The sequence below is a fragment of the Hoeflea algicola genome (assembly GCF_026619415.1).
GTDB lineage: Bacteria > Pseudomonadota > Alphaproteobacteria > Rhizobiales > Rhizobiaceae > Hoeflea > Hoeflea algicola.
In genome coordinates, this window is record NZ_JAOVZR010000001.1 from 3,632,359 (window position 1) to 3,655,076 (window position 22,718).

Annotated in this window: 20 protein-coding genes and 2 pseudogenes; 11 read left to right on the top strand and 11 right to left on the bottom strand. The window is 59.6% G+C overall.

Annotation, left to right across the window (positions count from 1 at the left end):
* Nucleotides 1-9 precede the first annotated feature (9 nt).
* The 5 genes from dnaN to mutM form a co-directional block, all read right to left on the bottom strand.
* Nucleotides 10-1,128 (bottom strand): DNA polymerase III subunit beta, encoded by a 1,119-nt coding sequence (gene dnaN, locus OEG84_RS17700; RefSeq protein WP_267654962.1) that lies wholly within the window; start codon nt 1,126-1,128, stop codon nt 10-12.
* Between the two features lie 220 nt (nt 1,129-1,348).
* The gene (gene dnaA / locus OEG84_RS17705) at nt 1,349-2,896 is read right to left on the bottom strand and encodes a chromosomal replication initiator protein DnaA (RefSeq protein WP_425602865.1); all 1,548 of its coding nucleotides are present in this window, start codon (nt 2,894-2,896) and stop codon (nt 1,349-1,351) included.
* A 779-nt stretch (nt 2,897-3,675) separates the two neighbouring features.
* Nucleotides 3,676-3,942, bottom strand: coding sequence for a 30S ribosomal protein S20 (gene rpsT, locus OEG84_RS17710; RefSeq protein ID WP_267654963.1), 267 nt, complete (start codon nt 3,940-3,942; stop codon nt 3,676-3,678).
* Nucleotides 3,943-4,160: 218 nt separating this feature from the next.
* Nucleotides 4,161-4,934, bottom strand: a complete 774-nt coding sequence (locus tag OEG84_RS17715) for an enoyl-CoA hydratase (RefSeq protein WP_267654964.1) — start codon at nt 4,932-4,934, stop codon at nt 4,161-4,163.
* Nucleotides 4,935-4,965: 31 nt separating this feature from the next.
* Entirely contained in the window at nt 4,966-5,862 is an 897-nt protein-coding gene (gene mutM / locus OEG84_RS17720; protein WP_267654965.1) for a bifunctional DNA-formamidopyrimidine glycosylase/DNA-(apurinic or apyrimidinic site) lyase, read from the bottom strand.
* Nucleotides 5,863-6,104: 242 nt separating this feature from the next.
* Here mutM and ubiE point away from each other — a divergent pair, with 242 nt between their 5' ends.
* The 3 genes and pseudogenes from ubiE to OEG84_RS17735 all read left to right on the top strand — a co-directional run bounded on the left by ubiE (nt 6,105) and on the right by OEG84_RS17735 (nt 8,905).
* On the top strand, nt 6,105-6,881 hold the full coding sequence (gene ubiE, locus OEG84_RS17725) for a bifunctional demethylmenaquinone methyltransferase/2-methoxy-6-polyprenyl-1,4-benzoquinol methylase UbiE (protein WP_267654966.1): 777 nt from the start codon (nt 6,105-6,107) through the stop codon (nt 6,879-6,881).
* A gap of 5 nt (nt 6,882-6,886) precedes the next feature.
* Nucleotides 6,887-8,458: pseudogene (ubiB, locus tag OEG84_RS17730) on the top strand (2-polyprenylphenol 6-hydroxylase); the annotation flags it as partial.
* Between the two features lie 15 nt (nt 8,459-8,473).
* Entirely contained in the window at nt 8,474-8,905 is a 432-nt protein-coding gene (locus OEG84_RS17735; protein WP_324288265.1) for a GNAT family N-acetyltransferase, read from the top strand.
* Nucleotides 8,906-8,926: 21 nt separating this feature from the next.
* On the opposite strand, the gene OEG84_RS17740 is transcribed toward OEG84_RS17735, so the two are convergent.
* Nucleotides 8,927-9,346, bottom strand: a complete 420-nt coding sequence (locus OEG84_RS17740) for a MerR family transcriptional regulator (RefSeq protein ID WP_267656241.1) — start codon at nt 9,344-9,346, stop codon at nt 8,927-8,929.
* Between the two features lie 65 nt (nt 9,347-9,411).
* Here OEG84_RS17740 and OEG84_RS17745 point away from each other — a divergent pair.
* Nucleotides 9,412-11,602 (top strand): annotated as a pseudogene (locus OEG84_RS17745) (heavy metal translocating P-type ATPase).
* 90 nt (nt 11,603-11,692) lie between these two features.
* Entirely contained in the window at nt 11,693-11,797 is a 105-nt protein-coding gene (locus OEG84_RS25545; protein WP_425602866.1) for a FitA-like ribbon-helix-helix domain-containing protein, read from the top strand.
* Between the two features lie 180 nt (nt 11,798-11,977).
* Here OEG84_RS25545 and OEG84_RS17750 read toward each other — a convergent pair whose 3' ends face one another.
* Complete coding sequence (locus OEG84_RS17750) at nt 11,978-12,427, bottom strand: DUF6979 family protein (RefSeq protein ID WP_267654967.1); 450 nt, start codon at nt 12,425-12,427, stop codon at nt 11,978-11,980.
* Between the two features lie 97 nt (nt 12,428-12,524).
* On the opposite strand from OEG84_RS17750, the gene coaBC reads away from it, so the two are divergent.
* Nucleotides 12,525-13,919: a bifunctional phosphopantothenoylcysteine decarboxylase/phosphopantothenate--cysteine ligase CoaBC gene (gene coaBC / locus OEG84_RS17755; protein ID WP_267654968.1), complete on the top strand. Its 1,395-nt coding sequence runs from the start codon at nt 12,525-12,527 to the stop codon at nt 13,917-13,919.
* A 161-nt stretch (nt 13,920-14,080) separates the two neighbouring features.
* Here coaBC and OEG84_RS17760 read toward each other — a convergent pair whose 3' ends face one another.
* The 3 genes from OEG84_RS17760 to OEG84_RS17770 all read right to left on the bottom strand — a co-directional run bounded on the left by OEG84_RS17760 (nt 14,081) and on the right by OEG84_RS17770 (nt 19,069).
* Nucleotides 14,081-17,137 carry a peptidoglycan-binding domain-containing protein gene (locus OEG84_RS17760; RefSeq protein WP_267654969.1) on the bottom strand — a complete coding sequence of 1,019 codons (3,057 nt, stop codon included), beginning with the start codon at nt 17,135-17,137 and terminating at the stop codon, nt 14,081-14,083.
* Between the two features lie 900 nt (nt 17,138-18,037).
* Entirely contained in the window at nt 18,038-18,847 is an 810-nt protein-coding gene (locus OEG84_RS17765; RefSeq protein ID WP_267654970.1) for a class II glutamine amidotransferase, read from the bottom strand.
* Between the two features lie 6 nt (nt 18,848-18,853).
* Complete coding sequence (locus OEG84_RS17770; RefSeq protein ID WP_267654971.1) at nt 18,854-19,069, bottom strand: DUF6356 family protein; 216 nt, start codon at nt 19,067-19,069, stop codon at nt 18,854-18,856.
* Between the two features lie 107 nt (nt 19,070-19,176).
* On the opposite strand from OEG84_RS17770, the gene OEG84_RS17775 reads away from it, so the two are divergent.
* Nucleotides 19,177-19,662, top strand: a complete 486-nt coding sequence (locus tag OEG84_RS17775; protein WP_267654972.1) for an Lrp/AsnC family transcriptional regulator — start codon at nt 19,177-19,179, stop codon at nt 19,660-19,662.
* 4 nt (nt 19,663-19,666) lie between these two features.
* Here the strand turns inward: OEG84_RS17775 and OEG84_RS17780 are convergent, their stop codons facing one another.
* Nucleotides 19,667-19,873: a hypothetical protein gene (locus tag OEG84_RS17780; protein ID WP_267654973.1), complete on the bottom strand. Its 207-nt coding sequence runs from the start codon at nt 19,871-19,873 to the stop codon at nt 19,667-19,669.
* A gap of 200 nt (nt 19,874-20,073) precedes the next feature.
* On the opposite strand from OEG84_RS17780, the gene OEG84_RS17785 reads away from it, so the two are divergent.
* The 4 genes from OEG84_RS17785 (at nt 20,074) to OEG84_RS17800 (ending at nt 22,711) form a co-directional block, all read left to right on the top strand.
* Nucleotides 20,074-20,985, top strand: coding sequence for a pirin family protein (locus OEG84_RS17785; protein ID WP_267654974.1), 912 nt, complete (start codon nt 20,074-20,076; stop codon nt 20,983-20,985).
* 186 nt (nt 20,986-21,171) lie between these two features.
* Entirely contained in the window at nt 21,172-21,507 is a 336-nt protein-coding gene (locus tag OEG84_RS17790) for an ArsR/SmtB family transcription factor (protein ID WP_267654975.1), read from the top strand.
* The gene (locus OEG84_RS17795; RefSeq protein WP_267654976.1) at nt 21,500-21,937 is read left to right on the top strand and encodes an SRPBCC family protein; all 438 of its coding nucleotides are present in this window, start codon (nt 21,500-21,502) and stop codon (nt 21,935-21,937) included. The genes OEG84_RS17790 and OEG84_RS17795 overlap by 8 nt, the downstream gene beginning before the upstream one ends.
* 150 nt (nt 21,938-22,087) lie before the next feature.
* Complete coding sequence (locus tag OEG84_RS17800) at nt 22,088-22,711, top strand: hypothetical protein (protein WP_267654977.1); 624 nt, start codon at nt 22,088-22,090, stop codon at nt 22,709-22,711.
* Nucleotides 22,712-22,718: the final 7 nt, after the last annotated feature.

The following is a 22,718-nucleotide window of genomic DNA, read 5'->3' on the forward strand; positions in this document are numbered from 1 at the left end:
GCAAGGGCGCTACACGCGCATCGGCATCAGCACATACAATGCGTCGTCGCCGGCGGTGTCGCGCACCAGTGTCGGTGAGCCCGGATCGGCAAGCATGAACACCGCGTCGGTGCCTGACAGCTGATTGGTGATGTCGAGCAGGTATTTGGCGTTGAAACCGATTTCCAACGGATCGCGATCATAGCCCACAGCCAGTTCTTCCGTTGCGCTACCCGAATCGGGGTTGTTGACGGTCAGCGTCAATTGCCCGTCGGCAATCGCCAGCTTGACCGCGCGCCCGCGCTCCGAGGAGATCGTCGACACCCGGTCGACAGCCTGCGCAAAACTCTGGCAATCGACCGTCAATTCCTTGTCGTTGCCGGTCGGGATCACCCGCTGGTAATCGGGGAAGGTGCCGTCGATCAGTTTCGAGGTCAGCACCACCGAGCCGATGGTAAAGCGGATCTTGGCGTCGGATACCTCGACCGTCACCGTCAAGTCGGGATTGTCGACCAGCTTCTGGAGTTCGCCGACAGTCTTGCGCGGAATGATGATGCCGGGCATGCCTTCCGAGCCCGCGGGCGCGTCGACATCGGCGCGCGCCAGCCGGTGCCCGTCGGTAGCAACCGTACGCAGCTTCAGCGCTCCGTCATTTTCGATCGTGTGAATATAGATGCCGTTGAGGTAGTAGCGCGTTTCTTCTGTCGAAATCGCGAACTGGGTGCGGTCGATCAGCATCTTCAGCTGCGTCGCCGGCAGCCGGAAAGTGTGGCTGAAAGCGCCGGCGGTAAGATCGGGGAAATCCGATTCCGGCAGGCACTGCAGCGAAAATTTCGAGCGACCCGAGGCCACCGTCATCGAGGCATCGTCCGGATTGGTTGCCAGCAGCACTTCCGAACCGTCCGACAGCTTGCGAACGATGTCGTATAGCAGGTGTGCCGGCACCGTGGTTGAACCCGCCTGTTCGACCATCGCCGACGTCGCCTCGGTGATTTCCAGATCTAGGTCGGTGGCTTTCATGTCCAGCGTCGCGCCCTCGGCCTTGAGCAGCACATTCGACAGGATCGGAATGGTGTTGCGACGCTCGACCACGCGGTGAACGTGGTTCAGCGATTTCAGAAGGTTGGAACGCTCGAGTGTGACACGCATGATCTGGTTACCGCTTGGCTTGGGGCCAGCGCTGGCGGCGCGGGCCGGTCAATTCTGTCTTGTCAGGCTTATGCCTAGGATCAGGCACAGTGAATCGACGCGACGCGCGTCCGGCCTGGGCCGGCAAAATGGCAGATTATGCCCCTGTCATGCAACAAAAACCGGCCCGGGTCATGCCACCCGGGCCGGGATTCTGGGGATAAGGAGCTTGCGCCCCTGTCTATTCGATGATCAGCCGCTTCAGCAGCTCGATCTCATGGCCCAACTTGGTATCGCCATTGATCAGTTCCTCGATCTTGCGCACCGCATGCAGCACCGTGGTGTGGTCGCGACCGCCGAACCGACGACCGATTTCCGGAAACGAGCGCGGCGTCATCGTCTTGGCCAGGTACATGGCAATCTGCCGCGGCTTGACGATAACCCGGGTGCGTCGGTCCGACACCAGTTCCTGTCGTGTGACGTTGTAATGGCGCGAAACCACCCGCTGGATGTCCTCGATACGCACCCGCTTCGGCTCGCCCGCATTGACCAGGTGGCCCAGCAACTGGTCCACCCGCTCGATCGACAGGTTGGGCTCGAAGCTGAGCCGGAACAGGAGCTGGTTGAACGCCCCCTCAAGCTCCCGCCCGCTTGAGGTGATGTTCTGGGCGACATGGGCGAGGATCTCCTCGCTGATGTCGAGTGTGGCATCCTCAGCCTGCGCCGCGGCAAGCCGTTGGCGCAGCATTTCCAGTCGCATCTCGTAGGCAGGCGCCTCGATCTCGATCGCCACGCCGCCCTGCAGCCGCGAGCGAACCCGCGGATCAAGCGATTCCAGCTCCCATGGCGCCCGGTCCGCAGCCACCACCACCTGGCGGGCTGAATCGAGCAGCATGTTGAGCAGATGGCAGAATTCATGCTGGATCGACTTGCCCTGCAGGAACTGCATGTCGTCGATCACCAACAGGTCGATATTGCGCAGTGATTCCTTGAATGACAGCGCGTCATTGTCGCGGATCGCGGTGGCGAAACGCCACATGAAATATTCCGCAGTCAGATACACCACCCGTGGATTGCGGGCATGGCTGCTTGCCGCAGCGGCAACCGCCTGCAGAAGATGGGTCTTGCCCAGTCCGACATTGGAATGGATGAACAGCGGGTTGAACCGCACCGCGCCGGTGCCGGCCTCGGCAATCGTCTTGGCCGCTGCCAGCGCCACCCGGTTGGATGAGCCCTCGACATAGCTGTCGAATGTGCAGCGCGGATCGAGCGGCGAGCCGATCACCGCATTGGCCGCATGCTGACCCTTCGATTGCGCTGAAAAATGGGCGTTCACGCTCTTGAACGAAACCGCTTGTTCCTTGCGGGCTGCCGCCGGAGCCGCCTCGACCTGAACCCGGGTGGTTACTGCCGGTGCATCGCTGCCACGGTGGGCGCGGGTCGCTGACCGGACCACGATTTCCACCTTAAGGATGCCCGGATCCTCTTCCTGGAACAGGGCGCTGATCTGGTCGAGATACTTGTTGTTGATCCAGGATTTCAGGAATGCAGTCGGTACCGACAGCCTCACCACGCTCTTGGAAGCTGACTGAAGTTTCAGTCGACCGAACCAGCTGGTAAAAACCTCAGGTCCGACCTGTGCCTTCAACCGCGCCGTCACCCGGTCGAATGCCTCGTTGCTCTTGTTCATGTCCGCCCCTTCTTTCGCCGTCGGGCAAACATCGCCGCCAAGCGGTTGGGCACTGTTCTTGTTGTCGCCCCATTGTGCCGCTTTTTGCGTCGTCATCATGTGTGCTTGCATCGCCGCCGTAACCCCTGTTGCCGCATCAAGACCGGAATCATTCCGGCCCCCTGTATGAAGCGAGACTTGCCCGCTTCCTTCCGTCTCGTTCGCTGCGGTTGTCCCCCGCCTGGCGATCTCCTTCGTTTTGGTCCCGCGGCGGCCTCGTAACGCCAATCAGGACATGTCTTCTTCGTTCTGACGAAACTGGGGTTTCGCCAGTCAAAGCTCCCCGCACGGCCACAAGCCGATACAACCGGAAGTTTTTTTGGGTTGGCCCGATAAGAGAACCGGGCACCAAGGGACGGGGTGGAAAGTCAACTGCTAATGATGCAGCATCGCATCCTGGAACCGCCGGGTTCCGCGCCCCTTGTTGATTGCATTTAGGCAGGATGAGACGGGCAGATCAAGCAGCTTATTTACGAATAATTCACACATTGGGGCTTGACTCGAAAAGGTCAAAAAAAGGCCGCCGAGGGCCTCCAGGAACAGGCGATTGGATTCATTGCCTTTTCGCGGCTTTGTGGTTTTTCAGACCGGTCAGGAATCGGTGAATAGCTAAATCTTGGACTTGACAGGAGTCTCGCTGATTCTTTTTCCAGTCTGCGAGCGAGATTCTAGTACCTCTCGTAACATACTGAAAAACAACGATAATCGATGCGAACGTGACGGAACCGTGACGATGCCCAATTGGCGGTTTGCGGTCAGGTGCGCAAGTCCTTGTCGACAAAAACAAAAAAGCCCGGACGGTCCGGGCTTTTAGTCGACTAACGATTTATCTGGCTGGATTAGGCAGAAATTGCCTTCACCCGGCTGGCCAGTCGGGAAACCTTGCGTGATGCCGTATTGGCGTGAAATACGCCCTTGCCGGCGGCGCGCATCAGCTCGGGCTGTGCTGCCTTCAGAGCTTCTGCAGCGGCGGTCTTGTCGCCGGCGCTGATGGCTTCCTCAACGGTGCGAAGGAAACCGCGAACCCGTGAGCGCCGCGCCTTGTTGGTGTCAGTGCGGCGGGCAATCTTGCGGGTCGCCTTTTTCGCCGAAGTTGTATTGGCCATGAATGCCTCTCAGTTGTCACTAGCGTCAGTCCGCCCGAAAAGCGCCCCTTGCAGGGCTTGTCGCTTTAAAGTCCGGAATGCGAAAAAACCACGGCAACCTCGAAAGCTGCCATTCGATGGCGGGCCTATACCGGTAATCGCGGTCTTCGTCAACGCGAAAATGGCTCAGACCTGCCTGTGTCGCGCCGGAAAGCGATAGGCTTCCCGGCGCTGGTGGCTCAGCGATGCTTGAACTGAGCCTTGCGCTTGTCGATGAAGGCGCCCATGCCTTCCTTCTGGTCTTCCGTTGCAAACAGCGAATGAAACAGCCGCCGTTCAAACCGCAGGCCCTCGGCAAGTGTCACCTCGTCAGCCCGGTTGACCGATTCCTTGACCATCATGGCCACCGGCAGCGAGAAGCCGGCGATCTTTTCTGCAGCCTTCATTGCCGTGGCCAGCAATTCGTCGGCCGGCACCACGCGCGCCACCAGGCCGGAGCGCTCAGCTTCCTCGGCGTCCATCATCCGTCCGGTCAGGCACAGATCCATGGCCTTGGCCTTGCCCACCGCGCGGGTAAGCCGCTGGGTGCCGCCCATGCCGGGGATAATGCCCAGGGTGATTTCCGGCTGGCCGAACTTGGCGGTGTCGGCGGCGATAATGAAATCGCACATCATGGCGAGCTCGCAGCCACCGCCCAGCGCATAGCCGGCCACTGCGGCAATCAGCGGCTTGCGAGTATTGGAGACGGCACTCCATCCCTCGAACAGGTCCTCGAGATAGGCGCTGACATAATCCTTGGGCTGCATTTCCTTGATGTCGGCGCCGGCGGCAAAAGCCTTTTCCGAGCCGGTCAGCACGATCGCACCGATTTTGTCGTCGGCGCTGAAATGGGCGAGCGTCTCGCGCAGTTCGCCCAGTAGCTCGGAATTGAGCGCATTGAGCGCGTCGGGCCGGTTGAGGGTGACGATGGCCACCCGGCCACGTGTTTCTGTCTTCAGTGTCTTGAGCGCCATCGCGTCTCTCCTTTTCCACCCGATTGCGGGATCAGTGCTTCTGGCAGCGCGGGCACAGGAATGTCGAGCGGCCACCTTGCACGATCCGGCGGACCGTATCGCCACAGCCGGGCCGGGGGCAAGCCTTTCCCTCACGGTCGTAGACTGAAAATCCGTGCTGGAAGTAGCCCATCGTTCCGTCAGTCTGGATGTGGTCGCGCAGCGAAGAGCCACCCGCCGCGATCGCCTCGCTGATCACCGTGCGGATGTCCGCCGTCAGCCGTTCCAGATCCTTGCGCGGACGGCCGCTCGCGGTCACCAGTCGTCCCGCGGGCTTGACCGGCGAAAGCCCGGCGCGCCAAAGAGCCTCGCATACATATATGTTGCCGAGCCCGGCGATCACCCGTTGGTCGAGCAGCGCCGCTTTGAGTGGTGCTGCCTTGCCTGAAAGCCGGTCAGCCAGCGTTTGCGCGTCCAGGCTGTTGCCGGTCGGCTCGACGCCGAGATTGCGGAACCAGGGATGCTCGGCCAGCGTCGCCCGCACGATCAGGTCCATGTAGCCGAACCGGCGCGGGTCGTTGTAGATCACCCGCGCCCGTCCTGCCGGCCCGTCCATGTGAAACACCACATGGTCATGCCGACCGTCCTTGGAGCGGGGATGGTGGAACACGCCCGGCTTGAGTTCCTGCGCGCCGTCCGGTTCGATCCGGAACGAGCCCGACATGCCCAGATGGCTGATCAGCGCCATGCCGTCATCAAGCTCGGCGATCAGGTATTTCGCCCGGCGCCCGAGAGAGACCACCCGCCGGCCTTCCAGCCGTCTGGCAAAATCCTCGGGAAAGGCAAAGCGCAAATCGGCCCGCCGCTGCTCGACACGGGTGAACCGGGCATCCTCCATCACCGGCTGCAGGCCACGACGGACAGTTTCGACTTCGGGCAATTCGGGCAAACGGGTCTCCTGGTTCGCAAGCGCGTGGTGGATCGGGCGCAGCGCGGCAATCTGCCGGTGGCGTTGTCGCGGTCTCTCCCCTATAAAGCGGCGCGCTGGGCAACAGTCCAGAGCCGATTATTCGAACGATGCTTCAGATAGCGCGGAGCCGACCGATCCGCTATGGTCGCCATCTTCAAAGCTGCAACGGGCGGCCGGTTGGTCCGGCGCGATGTGGTGGTGGCCAGATACAGGAATGAACGATGTCCGATCAACGCGTCTCCGCACAAGGCGGAATGCAGACCAGTTACGGGTTCCGCACCGTCGCCGACGGTGAAAAGCAGACCCTTGTCAATGATGTCTTCCACAAGGTGGCCAAGCGCTACGACATCATGAACGATGTGATGTCGGCGGGCATGCACCGGGTCTGGAAGAACGCCATGATCGCCAGCCTCAATCCGCCACGGCGCCCAGGCTTCCGGTTTCTCGACGTGGCCGGTGGCACCGGCGACATTGCCTTCCGTATTGTCGAGGCCTCCGACCGCCAGGCCACCGGCACGGTTCTCGACATCAACGGCTCGATGCTCGCCGTCGGGGCTGATCGCGCCGTCAAGAATGGCTATGCCGACAATCTTGATTTTGTTGAAGCCAACGCCGAGGAGCTGCCTTTCGAGGATAACAGTTTCGACGCCTATACCATCGCCTTCGGCATTCGCAACGTGCCCGATATCGACAAGGCACTGCGCGAAGCATACCGGGTTCTCCGTCGTGGCGGCCGCTTCCTCTGCCTGGAATTTTCCGAGGTTGAAATGCCGATCCTTGACCGCGTCTATGACGCCTGGTCGTTTAATGGCATTCCGGCCATGGGCAAGGCAATTGCCGGTGACGCCGAGCCCTATCAGTATCTGGTCGAATCGATCCGCAAGTTTCCGCGCCAGCGCGATTTCGCAGCAATGATCGAGCGTGCCGGTTTTGCCCGCGTTGGCTACACCAATTACACCGGCGGCGTCGCAGCGCTGCATTCGGGCTGGAAGATCTGATCAGTATGGCAAGCCTTGGTACCTATTTGCGCCTGATGCGGGCGGGCCTGATCCTTGTGCGCGAAGGCGTGGTCTCCTCGTTGCCGGTGGATGAAATGCCGGCCTCGCTGCGTTTCGGCCACAAGCTTGCAGGGCTGCTCGCCAAGCGCCGCGCCAAAAGCGCCGAGCGTACCGACAGGCTGGCCCGTGCGGTCGAACGGCTCGGCCCCTCCTGGGTCAAGCTCGGTCAGTTTCTCGCCACCCGCCCCGATGTGGTCGGCGCCGACATCGCCGATGACCTGGCAGGCCTGCAGGACCGGATGGCGACCTTTCCCGAAGCCCTGGCTCGCCAGGCCATCGAGGCTTCGCTCGGGCGCACCATCGACGATCTTTTCTCGCGTTTCGACCCGCCGATCGCCGCCGCCTCCATCGCCCAGGTGCATCCCGCCGAGGTCAGTGACCAGAACGGCACCCGTCAGGTCGCCGTCAAGGTGATCCGGCCCGGCGTGCGCCAGCGCTTCAAGCACGATCTCGAGGCTTTCTATTTGGTCTCCGAATTGCAGGAACGCTTTATCCCCGCTTCGCGCAGGCTGCGTCCGGTGGAAATCACCAAGACGCTGGAACAGACCACCCGCATCGAGATGGACCTCAGGCTCGAGGCTGCAGCACTTTCGGAGATGGCCGACAACACCAGGGACGATCCAGGTTTCCGCGTGCCTGCAGTCGACTGGGAGCGCACCGGCCGCGACGTGGTCACCATGGAATGGATCGACGGCATCAAGATGAGCAACGTCGCGGGCTTGCGCGCCGCCGGACATGATCTTGATGCGATTGCCGACACACTGATCCAGTCGTTTCTGCGCCATACACTGCGGGACGGTTTTTTCCATGCCGACATGCACCAGGGCAACCTGTTCGTCGATCCCGCTGGCATGGTTGTTGCCGTCGACATGGGCATCGTCGGCAGGCTCGGCAAAAAGGAGCGCCGCTTCCTTGCCGAAATCCTCTACGGTTTCATCACCCGCGATTACCAACGCGTCGCCGATGTGCATTTTGAGGCCGGTTACGTGTCGGCCGAGCACAATGCTGCGAGTTTCGCCCAGGCCATCCGCGCCATCGGCGAGCCGATCCATGGCCAGCCTGCCGAAACCATCTCGATGGCGCGGCTGCTCACGCTTTTGTTCGAAGTCACCGAATTGTTCGACATGCAGACCCGGCCAGAACTGGTGATGCTGCAAAAAACCATGGTGGTGGTCGAGGGCGTGGCCCGCACGCTCAACCCCAAATTCAACATGTGGAAAGCGGCCGAACCGGTGGTTGGCGGCTGGATCCGCGACAATCTCGGCCCTAAGCGCATTGCCGTCGACATCAAGGCTGGCGCCATCGCAGCGCTCAAACTTGCCGAGCAATTGCCTGATCTCGCTGCCCGCGCAGAACGTTTGGCCGGTGATGTCAGCGACATGGCCGAGCATGGCCTGCGCTTTGATGCCGCCACCTCGGAAGCCATCGGCAAGGCCGAAGCGCGCCACACCCGCTCCGGCCGACTGGCATTGTGGATCATCGCCGCCGCATCAGTATGGGGGCTTTGGCGATTCATCCGCTATGGTAGCTGGATGATCACCTATCGTCCGATTTCGCTCGATGACCACGACGCTCAGCCGCTCTCCGATGAAGCATGGAGCGACGGCTATCCATTCGTGGAAAGGATGCTGCATGACTGGAAGTCCGGCGCCAACCGATTTGACGGACCCGGCGAGCGGCTGATCGGCGCTTTCGATGATGGCAAGCTGATTGGTTTCTGCGGCCTCAACCGCGATCCCTATCTGAGCGAAAATGCCGGACGCATCCGCCACCTCTATGTCAGTCTTAGCCATCGTCACCGAGGCATCGCCCGGGCGCTGGAAGCCCGAACGCTCGATGGCGCCGAGGCCTGGTTTCCCCGCATTCGCCTGCGTGCCACGCCCCAGTCGCGAAAATTTTATGAGCGTCTCGGTTTTGTGCCGGTGGATGAACCTGAGGCGACGCATTCCAAATCGTTGCGGTGAGCGTCAAGGCCTCCCGCAGCGTCAGTGCTCGGTCTCGCATTGGCCATGGTCGGCCAGAACCTCGATGATCCGGCAATTGCAGATACGGCCATGGCCGCATTCCGACACCATCCGCTTCAATTCGCTGCGCAGTGCCTGAAGCCGCTTGATGCGCTGATCGATTTCCGCCAGGTGATTGCGGGCAATGCTGTCGACCTGGTGGCAAGATGCCTGCGGTTCCGCCGTCATCGCCAGCAGTTCGCGAATGTCGTCGATCTCGAAGCCCAGTTCGCGGGCATGGCGGATGAAATTGAGCCGGTCCAGGTCGGCGCGTTCGTATCGTCTCTGGTTGCCTTCGGTGCGCGCAGCCGCTGCCAGCAGGCCGATCTGCTCGTAATAACGGATCGTCGGGATCTTGACCCTCGACCGCTTGGCCAGTTCACCGATTGAAATATTCATAATTTTCCTCTTGAACCTGTAGTGACTAGAGATTGTAGCATGGCCTGACATAGACGAAAGGGCCTCAAATGACAGCTGATATTGCCAGTAAGACCCGCTATCGCATCGGCGGAATGGATTGCGCCTCCTGTGGCGCCAAGGTTCAAAATGCCGTTGCCAGGCTCGACGGCGTCACCGCCGTTGATGTCTCGGTCAGCAACGGCACCATGAGCGTGTCCCACAATGGCCCGGCGCCGTCAGCCGCCATCACCCGCTCGGTCAAATGGCTTGGTTATTCGGTAGCACCCGCCGATACGCCGGGAGATGCCTCCGATGGTGACCCCGAGGGGGCTGCGCATTCGCATTTCGAACTGGGCGAAGGCGCCTGGTGGTCGAGCCGCAAGGCGGTCCTGACATGGGCCTGTGGCGCGGCGCTGGCGGCTGCCTATCTCGCCGGGCAGGTAATGCCCGCCATCGGCCATTGGGCCTTCATCGCTGCCATGGCCGTCGGCCTCGTGCCCATTGCCTGGCGCGCCATTGCCGCAGCTCTAACCGGAACTCCATTCTCGATTGAAACGCTGATGAGCATTGCCGCCATCGGCGCGATCTTCATCGGCGCCACCGAAGAGGCGGCAATTGTCGTTTTGCTGTTCCTGATCGGCGAATTGCTTGAGGGCGTGGCCGCAAGCCGTGCCCGGGCGAGTATCCAGGGTCTGACCGCGCTGGTGCCGAAAACCGCGCTGGTCGAGGAGAATGGCGTAACCACCGAAGTGCAGGCGGCAACCCTTGTTGTCGGCGCGACCATTCTGGTCCGTCCGGGTGACCGGATCCCGGCCGATGGCGAGATCATCGACGGGCAAAGCTCGATCGACGAGGCGCCGGTGACTGGTGAGAGCGTGCCCAGACGCAAAGGCCCCGGCGAGATTGTCTTTGCCGGCACCATCAACACCGATGCCGTGCTGCGCATAAGGGTCACGGCCGCAGCCAGCGACAACACCATTGCCCGCATCGTCAAGCTGGTCGAGCAGGCCCAGGAGAGCAAGGCCCCGACCGAACGGTTCATTGACCGGTTTTCGCGCGTCTACACGCCCGCCGTTCTGGTTGTTGGCGCGCTGGTCGCCATCCTCCCACCGCTGCTGTTGGGGGGGCTGGTCCGAGTGGATCTACAAGGGGCTGGCGATCCTGCTGATCGGGTGCCCGTGCGCGCTGGTGATCTCGACACCCGCGGCCATTGCCGCAGGCCTTTCGGCCGGTGCCCGGCGTGGTCTGCTGCTCAAGGGCGGCGCCGTGCTCGAAGCACTGCGCGATATCGACATGGTGGCGCTCGACAAGACCGGCACGCTCACCGAAGGCAAGCCGGTGGTAACCGATATCGTCGCCTATGGCCGCAGCGAACAGAAAGTGCTGTCACTGGCCGCAGCACTCGAGACCGGATCGAGCCATCCTCTGGCCCTCGCCATTCTTGCCCGCGCCAAGGCCGACAAGGCGCCTGTGCCCCCGGCTGCCAACGCAAAGGCTGTGCCCGGCAAGGGCGTGTCCGGCACGGTTGGCGGCGAGACGGTCTATCTCGCTTCGGCGCGCGCTGCGGTGGAAAAGACAGTCCTGACCGACGCACAAAAAGCCTGCATCGATGCTTTCAACGATGACGGCAAAACCGTCTCCGTGCTGCTTGTTGACGATGCCGTGGTGGGCCTGTTGGCCATTCGCGACGAACCGCGCACTGGCGCCATCCAGGGCCTTGAAGCGCTCCGGGCTTCGGGCATCGGCCTGGTCATGCTGACCGGCGACAACCGCCGCACCGCAGCTGCCATCGGCAAGAACCTCGGCATCGATGTGCGGGCCGAATTGCTGCCCGAAGACAAGCAGCGCATTGTCCGCGAGTTGCAGGCCGAGGGCAGAAAAGTTGCCAAGATCGGTGACGGCATCAATGACGCGCCGGCCTTGGCTGCCGCCGATATAGGTATTGCCATGGGCGGTGGCACCGATGTGGCGCTGGAAACCGCCGATGCGGCGATCCTGCATGGGCGCGTCGCCGACATCGCCAACATGATCAGCCTGTCGCACCAGGTCATGGCCAATATCCGGCAGAACATCACCATCGCGCTGGGGCTCAAGGGCGTGTTCCTGGTGACAACCATCCTTGGCTACACCGGCCTCTGGCCTGCCATTCTGGCCGATACCGGCGCCACCGTGATCGTCACCCTCAACGCCCTGCGGCTGCTCGGTATTCGTTTTGACCGATCGGTGGTGACCGGGCACTCAGTGAACGGCAGAGCATGAGCCACGGACCGCGCGAAAGTGCGTGCAAATTTGCCTGTAATGCCTACATTGCAGGCATTAAAGTTAGTCTCCTTACCAAGGATGTGCCCTGTGGCAAAACTGATCATTCGCAATCTCAATGACTCGGTGAAACAGGCGTCGCGCGCTCGCGCAGTGCGGCATGGTGTGTCCATGCAGACGGCCCGCGTGCTGTAGCGCACCGGTCATTCCAAAGCCGACGAAGTCACAGCTGGAAGGGCGGGAAAGCTTCTCGGGCAGGATCTCCAGACTGCGGGAGAGATGCGGTGCTTTTGGGCCGGGAATTCCACCGCGGACGGTGATTGCAGGAGAACGCGCCGTCTTCCCACGGCTGGAAGATGAATGATTTTTTGGACTCTATTTGATGTGCCCATTTAGGTATAAAGCGGACAATACGTCCATTTGTGAATTTTCCATCTTTTTCGTGCCGTTCATTACAACCAACCATAGTGCTTTCTGGTTTAGCGCGAGGTTAGGATCTGAGCGGATTGCTGCCAAGGCGCGTTCCACGTATCCTTTGTTCTTTATGGATCGAGTGTAGCTACCCGATGCAACATTTCGAATATCACCATTGCCGCAGAGCGCGAGAAAGGCATCCCGAGGACACCCCTTCATCCGTGAAGATTTGCTGTTTGGGAAAATGTCCCTGACGGCCGATTCCCATGCGAGCCGCGGAGGCATTGCTTGATTTTGAGAAAGAAGAATTGCCGCGGCGGTAGCGGCTTCGCCGTATTTTCCCACTGCCCTATCCCAATTACTGTTTTGATGTTCAATATCTGGAATTCTGAGCGGAATGATAGCCCCCACTCATTGTCAGGTCGAGTTATCCAATTGGATTGCAATGATTGCAACTATTGCTCTATCTTGATTGCAATGAAATCATGATGTATCTGCGAGAGAGCCCATGGCCAGTCTGACAATTCGCAATCTGGACGAATCTGCCAAGCAGATGCTGCGCGAAAGGGCCGCCAGAAACGGCCGCTCGATGGAAGAGGAGATGCGCTCTATCCTGGCCGGGTTGGAGGCTGGTCCCGATACGCTGGCTTCTGGATCCAGAACCGCGCCAGTACCGCTCGCGCCAAGCGCTGCTGAACGCCAGACGCTTGCCGGCAAACGCATCCTGCTGATCATCTCCGGCGGCATTGCCGCCTACAAATCGCTCGATCTGATCCGCCGCCTGCGTGAGCGCGGCGCGCAGGTCCGGCCGTTGATGACGGCCGCCGCACAGGAGTTCGTCACACCGCTGGCCGTTGGCGCGCTCGCCGCCGATCACGTCTATACCGATCTGTTTTCCCGTGAGGATGAACAGGATGTCGGCCATATCCGCCTAGCGCGCGATTGCGATCTCATCTGCGTCGCACCCGCCACCGCCGATCTGATGGCCAAGATGGCCAACGGAATGGCAAATGATCTCGCTTCCACCGTGCTGCTTGCCACCACCCAGCCGGTGCTGATCGCACCTGCCATGAACCCGGCGATGTGGGCGCACAAGGCCACCCGCCGCAATGTCGAGACGCTCGGGCGGGACGGCATCCACTTCATCGGCCCGATGGCAGGCGAAATGGCCGAATCAGGCGAGGCCGGCAAGGGCCGCATGGCCGAGCCGCTGCAGATCGTCGCCGGCATCGAGGCGCTGCTGGACAACAGCCCCAGGCCGCTCGCCGGCAGGCGCGCCATCGTTACTTCCGGGCCGACCCACGAGCCGATCGACCCGGTGCGTTACATCGCCAACCGCTCGTCCGGCAAGCAGGGCCACGCCATCGCTGGCGCACTCGCCCGGCTAGGTGCCGAGGTGACGCTGGTCTCCGGACCGGTGACCATTGCCGATCCCGCTGGCGTCACTGTCATCCGGGTCGAGAGTGCGGCCAATATGCTTGAAGCCGTGACCGCCGCTCTGCCTGCCGACATCGCCGTCTTTGTTGCCGCCGTTGCTGATTGGCGGGTGGCAACTTCCGCCGCAAACAAGATCAAGAAGAAGGAAGGCGAGGGCCCCGCGCCGCTGCAGCTCATGGAAAACCCCGACATTCTCAAGACCATCGGCCACCATGCCGACCGCCCCCACCTCGTGGTCGGCTTTGCCGCCGAAACCGCCGACGTGGTCTCCAACGCGCAGGCCAAGCTCGCCCGCAAGGGCGCTGATTTCATCGTCGCCAACGACGTCTCGCCCGCCACCGGCATCATGGGCGGCGACCGCAACCGTGTTCGCATCGTTTCGAAAGACGGTGTTGAGGACTGGCCGGACCTGAGCAAGGGTGAGGTTGCTGATCGATTGGCGGCACGGATTGCTGAGGCGTTCTGAGCAAGGGCCGGCTAAGGTCCCGATTATCCGGAAACTGCGAACGGCGGCAATGCTGACCAAATGACCGATACACTGGCGTTGGTCGGAGGCAAGAACGGGCGGAAAGCCGACTTTTGTTGTGCAGCCCAACATGATCAGGCATCCACACTTTGATCCCTCATCTAGTAATCAAGCTCACCGACGAGCGCCCAAACCCCGTCATTAAGTGCAAATTTTCCGCGCGCACGCACTGGCAATGCCGTCAATGCGCGCATCCCGCCGCCAACAATCAAATCAATTGCTGATTTGTCAGATGGTGTGCCGGAGGACTCAAGGCGATATTCCCAATAGAAATCCAGAGCACAGTCCTGCGCACTCTCGGAACCAGTGCAAGAAAACTGGTCGATTCGGTCAATGGATAGCCGAAGTTCATATGCGCCCATCGCAAGATTTTGCGAAATAACGCACCACCGACCCGACACTTCAAAATCCAAAAACAGATTACCTATCGCCATGTCAGACGGCGCATTCATATAGGCCCCGATTTTGTTGCAGCGGTCCTTCTGAATGTGCTGCAGCAAGGCGACCCGCGCCCGCTCCCTTGATAGGGCAACCGCACCACCGCCCCGCTCAACAACCTGATCTGCAGTTCCCTTCAGGTCGTTTGCCTGTGCAAATTCCAGTGCAGCCGTGGCATCAATGCCCCATTCCTCCGCTGCATGATCAAAGAACACTGCATAATAGACGCCTCCAAGTTTTGCCTTGGCATACCAAAGCTTGAAATCAGACTGGTCGCGCGCTGGTATTGTCGCAAAGTCCGTTGCTGCAATCCGCCTACTCGGAATAAAGTTTGTGCGGTTAGCCAGCTCCAGGGCAAGCAGATAAGAGGCAACAGCGCTGCCTTTGTCTGCCGCATCCTTCATCATCTCAACGTTAACGATCTCCGGCGACCGCGCCAAACTCACCCCAATACTCCCGGCTGCGAGATGCACCTGCGCCTGCAGGTCGCCCCGCTCGGCGAGCGTTCGGAGCAAAGCCATTCCGTCGTCCTCGGGCCGCTCAAGAGCCAGTCCGGAAAGCATATCTGTCTCGGGAATGCGGAGGCCAAATGCCATGTCATAGAGATAATCCGGGTCGTCCTTTGCCCGCGGCAGCGGATCACGGAACAATTTGATTTCGTCCGCCCAAAAATCCCATTCATCGCGCCCGATTTGCGCCTGTCCAACCAGTTCATCACCATAATAAAAGTCCGCGCCCACGGTAAAACGTCTCTTTTTCGAGACATGCCGCCCTGCGCACACATCACTCAGCGTGTTCAACGCCGGCCAGAACTGCCCCTTCACATAAGCCGGTCGGTGCAACTGAGATAACGAAAGCAGGCTGCGCAATTCGACATAAAGCCGCATGTCCTTTGAGCACTTGTCGGGTGACGCCCATTTCTCGGGCAAATAGATATAGTCACCAAATCGAGGGCTAATCAAAACATGTCCAGGCATATGGTCCGCCACCGCCACCACCTTTGGCAAAGACGCGGTGGCAAGCCCAGCAGAGGCAACCCCCGACGCCTCCTCTAACATCGCGGATAGCGCTGCCTTCACATCAGCAGGCGGCACATCGCTCAATGCTCCGGCCTTTGCCGCAATCACAGCGCCTGTCGCAGCAATTGGGTCGGGCGCTGAAAGAGCCTGCCGCCAATCCCCGATAATAGAGGCAACGGTCGGTCGTCCCGCGCTGCGATTTTCAATAAATGCCTGGAACTCCGGGGCAAGAACCACATCCTCACCGGTCACTGTTTCGCCATTCAGCAGCTTCCTGCGCGCCGCCACCACAGATCGTTCAGAGGCAATTCGTTTCGAATAAATCTCATCGGTAGAAATCAAGCAGCCCTTTAGCTGCCCTATCAAACTATCAAACGCCTCAACTGGCATGTCCTTCGACTTCATTCCAAAATATTTCGAAAATGCCTCATCAGAAAACATGGCTGCAGAGAGAGAACGGTTCGGGTTAAAATTGGCAAGATAGGGATCGAATTGAAAGCGAATTGTCTGTGACTCTTCATAGAAGTCACTCGCCACCCGCGCCCACTCTTCAACCACCTTCTTGCAAAACATCCTTTGCTGTCCGGGCCACATTTCGCTGCGTGTGTTATATGGGCGAAATGCAGCCAAATCTGGAATCACATCATGGCGAATGGCAATTGCCTTGGTGCAATCGCCTCGAAATTTCGCCACCATAATTCGCGGCATTCCTTCGCCGGAATGAAGGGTCAACTGAGTGCCCTTCTTGTTCTCTCCAACCAGAATTTCATACTGAGCAGCACCCAGCTTCTCAAAGCGCAACTTCAAGTCATTGAATGAACGCACAAAACCCAGATAGCGGCCATTGCGGTTGAATATTTGGATCTCAACATCCTGGGTCCGCCTGCCGCAATAAAATGTCCCGTGCCAGACCCCAGCAATGTCCTCATCGGCAGCAACGCCCGCAAACGCTTTCGCCACATTTTTCGATTTCTCTTTCGATTCGCCATTGCTCAGCTTGGCAGTATTAGAAGATTTGTCAGTGCGCGTCGAATCATGTTGATCGGGGTTTTTCGTTGCTGTTTCAGACTGACCAATTTTCGGGTCGTTTACTTGCACGAACGCGATTTGACCGGTAGCAAGTGGTTTCTTCTTTTTATCGCTGTGCCATGAAAATTCGTAGGAATCTCCTGTACGACGTAAAACAACATGCCCAAACTTCATGCACTTTGAATTCTTGGTAATTCGCTCGCTAAACCTTATGGTCTTTCCATCGATTGACTGGAGAGTCCAATAACCTCCACAAGGGAAAGAAGGATAATTCACGCTGATACGCGAATTGCGACTGGTAATATTGATATCGTATTTTTTACTCCGACCCCGATCTTTAATCTTACCGTACATCTCAAATGAGCGCCCCGAATCCAGCAAGGCCGACAATGATGTTCCATTGCTGAGAACCCACTCGAAAAATACGCTTGGTTCTAGAAATCTGGGCGGTAATTTGGCTCTTTCAACAGCGGCAGCAATCGCCGCAATGGTTTTGGGACCTATTTCTCCGTCTATTTCACCGTTCAAGTACCCCTCTTCCAGAAGGTGAGATTGAAGAACCTTAACTTGATCGCTTGAGACATTCTTCGCTTGCGCTTCAGTGAAGCTCACAAAAAATAACGAGATAGCAATGAACACAACAACTTTGGGAAAGTGAAACTGAACTTGCATCTAGGGCCTCGAAAATTCTTTGAAGATTTTGTATTATCCATTTGTATCACCGATGGGGACTTGTGCAACAGATTGTCCCTCCAACAACCTATTTGCTGCTACAGAAACAGTAGTGAAGTTAATGCGGTACGTTCCAAAATGGGGATTGGGCGGTGGATTCAACAGATCGTCGCAACACTTTAATCTTTGATGGAAGATGGAGTGTCAGCAATGAAATATCGGCGTCGCAGATTTTTACGGACAAGCAGAAGTCGCAGATTTGGGATCGATGGCGGCGTGGCGAATCCATGAGCTCGATTGGACGCGGGTTCGACCGTACCTCATCTTCGATTTTTCCACTCCTCGCGCGTACTGGAGGTATTCGTTCGCCCGACCGCTCCAGGTCCCAACGTGCGCTGACGCTGGCGGAGCGCGAAGAGATATCAAGAGGTCTGATTGCCCAGCATTCTTTGCGGTCGATCGCTGGCCTTGAATCGCTCGGCATCAACCATCAGCCGCGAGGTTCAGCGCAACGGTGGGGCTGCTGGATATCGCGCGGCTGCTTCCGACCAAGCCGCGTGGGATCGCGCCTTGCGTCCCAAGGTGTGTAAGCTGGCTTGTCACCCAGCATTGAGCCGCGCAGTATCCGCTAAACTGCAGCAGAAATAGTCGCCTGAGCAGATTGCGGGCTGGCTCAAGCGTGCGTTCCGGGTGAGTCGCAGAAACAGGTGGCGGTAAATACTCACCGTCCGGTGAGCTCGTTCTGGCGAGGTTTGGGGGTGCCAGTTACCACCGATGTTGCGCCGAGAACAGGGGTCCGCTTAGGGCCGGAAGTCCCAGTGCCCTGCGCCATGTCGTAGGGCCTAAAATGGCCCGAAGCCGCCATTGAGCACTACGCATCTATGCAGCCTGCCCTGCCTCTCACGCCACCTCCGCAACCCTCACCGCGTCCACCCGCAGCGGTGAAAACCGCGCTGAGGAAATGCCGCCGGCTCTGAGGGTGACGATGCTGCCCGCCGGGATCTCGTGCCACTTGGTCTGGGTGTCGGTGAATGGTTCGGAGACCAGGCAGTGGCCCGCATTGCCGCATGTCGGGGCGGAGTAAAGCGACGGGGCATGGGCATCGGTGGCATAGCGGATCGCATAGAGCGTCTCGCCATCGGAGAACGCGGCTGTAAACCGCACCAACTCGCGCACCCCGGCCCGCGCAGCCTCTGCCAGCGCAAACCGGATCGCCGCGCCGAAAGCCCCGGTCGGGTCGGTTTCCAGCCCGAATTCGAGTGCCAGCAGGAACAAGAGTTCCGAATCGGTGGCCCCGTGACGGGCCCGGTAGAGCCGGTCCGAAAGCGCGGCCTCCATCGGCCGGCGGATCTGCTCGAAACCGGCAATCTGGCCATTGTGCATGAACGACCATTTGCCAAGCACGAACGGGTGGCAATTGTCGCGGCTGGTGGCGCCGCCGGTCGAAGCCCGCACATGCGCCAGAAACAGCCGCGAGCGGATCTGCCGCGCCAGGGATTTCAGATTGCAGTCCGACCATGCCGGCAGCACGTCTCGGTAAAGCCCCGGCTCGGTATGCTCGCCATACCAGGCGATGCCGAAGCCGTCGCCATTGGTGGCGGTCTTGGCTTCTGTCGCCTGGTGGGATTGTTCGATCAGCGAATGCCCCGGCGCGGAGACGATCTGTTCCAGCGGGATTGGTGTTCCACGATAGGCGGCCCAACGACACATGATCTGCTACTTGCTCCGGTTGTGCATCCGGTGATGCATGTCGTTGATCATACGACTTGCAGTTTTCTCAAAGGTGAACGGCAGGATCGCATGCACCAGCGCGCAGAAGCCGGCGGCAAACAAGGTGCCGGCGAACTTTCCGGCAAACAGCAAATGTTCGAAATAGGTCTCATCGACCGATTGCGGGTGCTCGGTAAACAGCCGGATGATGGGTGTGGCCATGATGTTGTCCCTCCTTGGTGTCTGTTGGAGAGAGAATAACCCGCTCAAGGAGTGAAAATGTCCCGAATGTCCTTATCTTAAGCTATAAATTGGGATATATATCCGGCATGCACCAGATTGACGATATGGATGTCCGAATTCTCAGCCAGTTGCAGCGCGACGGCACGCTGTCGGTTGATTCGCTGTCGGAGCGGGTCAACCTGTCACGCAATGCCTGCTGGCGCCGGGTAAAAATCATGGAGGAGCGTGGCCTGATCAAGGATCGGGTCGCCATCCTCGACGCGGAAGCCGCCGGCTGCGGGCTGTCGGTGTTCGTTTTTGTCCGCGCTGCCAGCCACGATCCGGGCTGGCTCAAGCAGTTCCGCGAGGCGGTCGGTGCGTTCCCGGAAATCGTCGGCGTCTACCGCACCTCGGGCGATCTCGATTACGTGCTCCGCGCCCGGGTTGCCGACGTCAAGGCCTATGACCGGCTCTATCAGCGGCTGATCGCCCGGGTCCCGCTCGCCGATGTCTCCGCCTCTTTCGTCATGGAGGAGATCAAGGAGACAACCGCGATCCCGCTCTCCGGGCTGGGGCGCGGTCCGGCGGTATAGCGCGCTATTTGTTTTTCACCCGGTCAACCGCAAGATTGATCGACGCCATCCGCGCCTCGACCTGTTCGAGATCCGCGGTGCCGCGGCCGGTCTGGCGTTCGAGTTCGAACTTCATGTCGCTGAGCCGGGAAAGTTTTTCTTTCTGCGTCAGGGTTTGATGTGCACACACGTCTTCGGGTGTTTTGACGGTCGGATCGGTTTGGCTGGTCATCGCTTTCTCCTTTTACAGATGAGAGGCCAACGCGGGCAGGCGCTTCCAGGTTCCGCACCATCGGCGACCGGTGTCGTCGCCTGCCAGTGAACAGTGCGTTCTGTTTGGCCTACTTATTGTGAACGTCAAAAACAGCTATTTATGGGGTAACTTCAACACTGCCGGCCGGCATTGCCGGGCCCGCTATCGAGGAGACTGCCATGTCCATCAGACCAGTCCGCCATCTATCCACCGCTGTGCCGCATCTTGAAGGTGCCGGCGTGCATCTCCAGCGCGCTTTCGGTTTCGACGATCCGTCGCTCACCGATCCGTTCCTGCTGTTTGACGATTTCCGCAACGAGCGGCCGGAAAATTATGTGAAGGGTTTCCCCTGGCATCCGCATCGCGGCATCGAGACCATCACCTATGTGCTGGCCGGCACGGTCGATCATGGCGACAGCCTCGGCAACACCGGCTCGCTCGGCGCCGGCGACGTGCAATGGATGACCGCAGGTCGCGGCATCATGCACCAGGAAATGCCCAAGGGTGACGAGAGTGGCCGCATGCACGGCTTCCAGCTCTGGGCCAACCTGCCGGCCTCGATGAAGATGACCGAACCGCGCTACCAGGACGTCACCTCTGCCGATATCCCGGTCGAGGTCGATGACGACGGCACCGCCGCGCGCATCATCTGCGGCGAGTTCTGGGGCAAGCGCGGCCCGGTCGACGGCATTGCCGCCGAACCGTCCTATGTCGATATCTCGGTGCCGCCGGGCAAGAAGAAGACCTTCAAGGTCGACGCCTACCGCTCGGCATTTGCCTATATCTTCGCCGGCTCCGGCACGTTCCGCGATGCCTCCAAACCCTTTGGCATCCTCGTTGAAAAGGAAGTCGAAGGCGAGGAAATCCAGATCCGCGACATGTCGGGTGACCGCACGCTGGTGGTGTTTGACACCGGCGACGAGATCACGGTTCAGGCGGGCGACGAAGGCATCCGCTTCCTGCTGGTTTCCGGCAAGCCGATCAAGGAGCCGGTGGCCTGGCACGGTCCGATCGTCATGAACACGCGCTCGGAGCTGATCCAGGCCGTCACCGAGTTGCAAAACGGCACCTTCATCAAGCCGGTGCAATAGGCCGCTGCTGAAGTATCGCAGGATCTTTGCACATCAAATGCCGGGCATTGTCCCGGCATTTTTGCGTTTGCCGCCTTGGCCGGTTGTGGCGGTACGTGGAAGCGGGCATTGACATAACAGCACATTATTCACCCATGTGGTTGACTAATGTGCTGCAATGGCATATTCAACCACAGGGGTGAATATATGGACGAAGATGCGCTGTCGAAAACTCTCAGAGCCGCCGGGGACACCACCCGGCGCAAGATCCTGACGCTGCTTGTTCAGGAAGGAGCATTGAGAGTGACTGCGCTTTCAGCCCATTTCGACATGTCGCTGAATTCCGTCTCCAAGCATATCAAGGTGCTGGAGGAGGCAGGGCTTGTCACCCGCCGGACTGTGGGCCGCGAACATTTCATCGCCGCCGAGCTTGAGCCATTGAAGCTGACTGAAAGCTGGTTTGAGCAACTCAAGTCCATCTGGGAACTGCGCCTTGTGGCGCTCGAAGAAGCACTCGTTTCAAAGGACGATGACAATGGTTAAAACACTCAATGAACTTGAATTGACCGTAAGCCGCAAAATTCCCGCGCCTCGCCAAAAGGTGTTCGACGCCTGGCTGTCGCCATCGATGCTGGCGAAATTCATGCGCCCTGGCGGCAAGGATATGACCGCCAAAGCCAGCAACGACCCGGTCAAGGGAGGCCGCTTTTCGATCGTCATGACCGATGACGGCAAGGAGATCCCGCACGCAGGCACCTATCTGGAAATCGACCCGCATTCGCGCCTCGCCTTCACCTGGGAATCGCCGCATTCATGCGATGACAGCGTCGTCACCATCGATTTCGCCGAGCTCGAACCGGGGATCACTGAAGTCACGCTGCATCAGGTCAAATTCCACAGCGAACAGGCGCGTGATGGCCACAGGGGTGGCTGGACCGCTATCCTGGAAGCCCTGGAAGATACCCTCGGCTGAACGGGTCCGGTCATCGGGCGGAGACCAGCCGGTCCCGCCCGGTGTCGCTTGCGGCGTCCGAATGCCGCTCACGTACCGTTTGATCTGCCGCATGTCGGCAGATCATGCGCCGGTGCTAGAGTTGTCTCCACGCAATCAGGGGACCGCGCCATGCACAGATCTGTACTCGAAGACCTTCAGGACCGGCTGCGTGCCACCCGCCAGGAGCTGGAGCAGGAGCTCGACCGGCAATTGGAGGCTAGGCGCGAACAATTCCGTTATCAGCTGCACCGCGGCAAGGTGCGTTTTGATCGCGAGTTTCAGGCCCTGCAGATAACCTACCGTGTCGGCCTGTGGCGTTACATTACCGGCGCTCGCATCGCCACCGTTCTGACAGCTCCGTTGATCTATTCTCTGGCGATCCCGCTCGCCCTGCTCGATCTCTCGGTGACGATCTATCAGCACATCTGCTTCCGGATCTACGGCATTGACCTGGTCCGGCGCGCCGACCACGTCATCATCGACCGCCACATGCTCGCCTATCTCAATCTGATCGAGAAATTCAATTGCGTTTATTGCGGCTACGGCAATGGCGTCATCGCCTATGCGCGCGAGATTGCCGGCCGCACGGAAGCCTATTGGTGTCCGATCAAACACGCCCAGCGGGTAGCCGATCCGCATGCCTCCTTTGCCGGGTTCATGGAATTTGGCGATGCGGAAACCTATCGCGACTGGCTCGCCAAAGGCCGCAAACATAAGTCCGCAGGCCCTTCGGAGACAGAATCTGGTCGTTGAAGCGCTC

Excerpts from the sequence above, each read along its gene's own strand:
- dnaN (WP_267654962.1), bottom strand. The coding sequence starts at position 1,128 with ATGCGTGTCACACTCGAGCGTTCCAACCTTCTGAAATCGCTGAACCAC.
- dnaA (WP_425602865.1), bottom strand. The coding sequence starts at position 2,896 with ATGATGACGACGCAAAAAGCGGCACAATGGGGCGACAACAAGAACAGT.
- rpsT (WP_267654963.1), bottom strand. The coding sequence starts at position 3,942 with ATGGCCAATACAACTTCGGCGAAAAAGGCGACCCGCAAGATTGCCCGC.
- OEG84_RS17715 (WP_267654964.1), bottom strand. The coding sequence starts at position 4,934 with ATGGCGCTCAAGACACTGAAGACAGAAACACGTGGCCGGGTGGCCATC.
- ubiE (WP_267654966.1), top strand. The coding sequence starts at position 6,105 with ATGTCCGATCAACGCGTCTCCGCACAAGGCGGAATGCAGACCAGTTAC.
- OEG84_RS17735 (WP_324288265.1), top strand. The coding sequence starts at position 8,474 with ATGATCACCTATCGTCCGATTTCGCTCGATGACCACGACGCTCAGCCG.
- coaBC (WP_267654968.1), top strand. The coding sequence starts at position 12,525 with ATGGCCAGTCTGACAATTCGCAATCTGGACGAATCTGCCAAGCAGATG.
- OEG84_RS17760 (WP_267654969.1), bottom strand. The coding sequence starts at position 17,137 with ATGCAAGTTCAGTTTCACTTTCCCAAAGTTGTTGTGTTCATTGCTATC.
- OEG84_RS17765 (WP_267654970.1), bottom strand. The coding sequence starts at position 18,847 with ATGTGTCGTTGGGCCGCCTATCGTGGAACACCAATCCCGCTGGAACAG.
- OEG84_RS17770 (WP_267654971.1), bottom strand. The coding sequence starts at position 19,069 with ATGGCCACACCCATCATCCGGCTGTTTACCGAGCACCCGCAATCGGTC.
- OEG84_RS17775 (WP_267654972.1), top strand. The coding sequence starts at position 19,177 with ATGCACCAGATTGACGATATGGATGTCCGAATTCTCAGCCAGTTGCAG.
- OEG84_RS17780 (WP_267654973.1), bottom strand. The coding sequence starts at position 19,873 with ATGACCAGCCAAACCGATCCGACCGTCAAAACACCCGAAGACGTGTGT.
- OEG84_RS17785 (WP_267654974.1), top strand. The coding sequence starts at position 20,074 with ATGTCCATCAGACCAGTCCGCCATCTATCCACCGCTGTGCCGCATCTT.
- OEG84_RS17790 (WP_267654975.1), top strand. The coding sequence starts at position 21,172 with ATGGACGAAGATGCGCTGTCGAAAACTCTCAGAGCCGCCGGGGACACC.
- OEG84_RS17795 (WP_267654976.1), top strand. The coding sequence starts at position 21,500 with ATGGTTAAAACACTCAATGAACTTGAATTGACCGTAAGCCGCAAAATT.
- OEG84_RS17800 (WP_267654977.1), top strand. The coding sequence starts at position 22,088 with ATGCACAGATCTGTACTCGAAGACCTTCAGGACCGGCTGCGTGCCACC.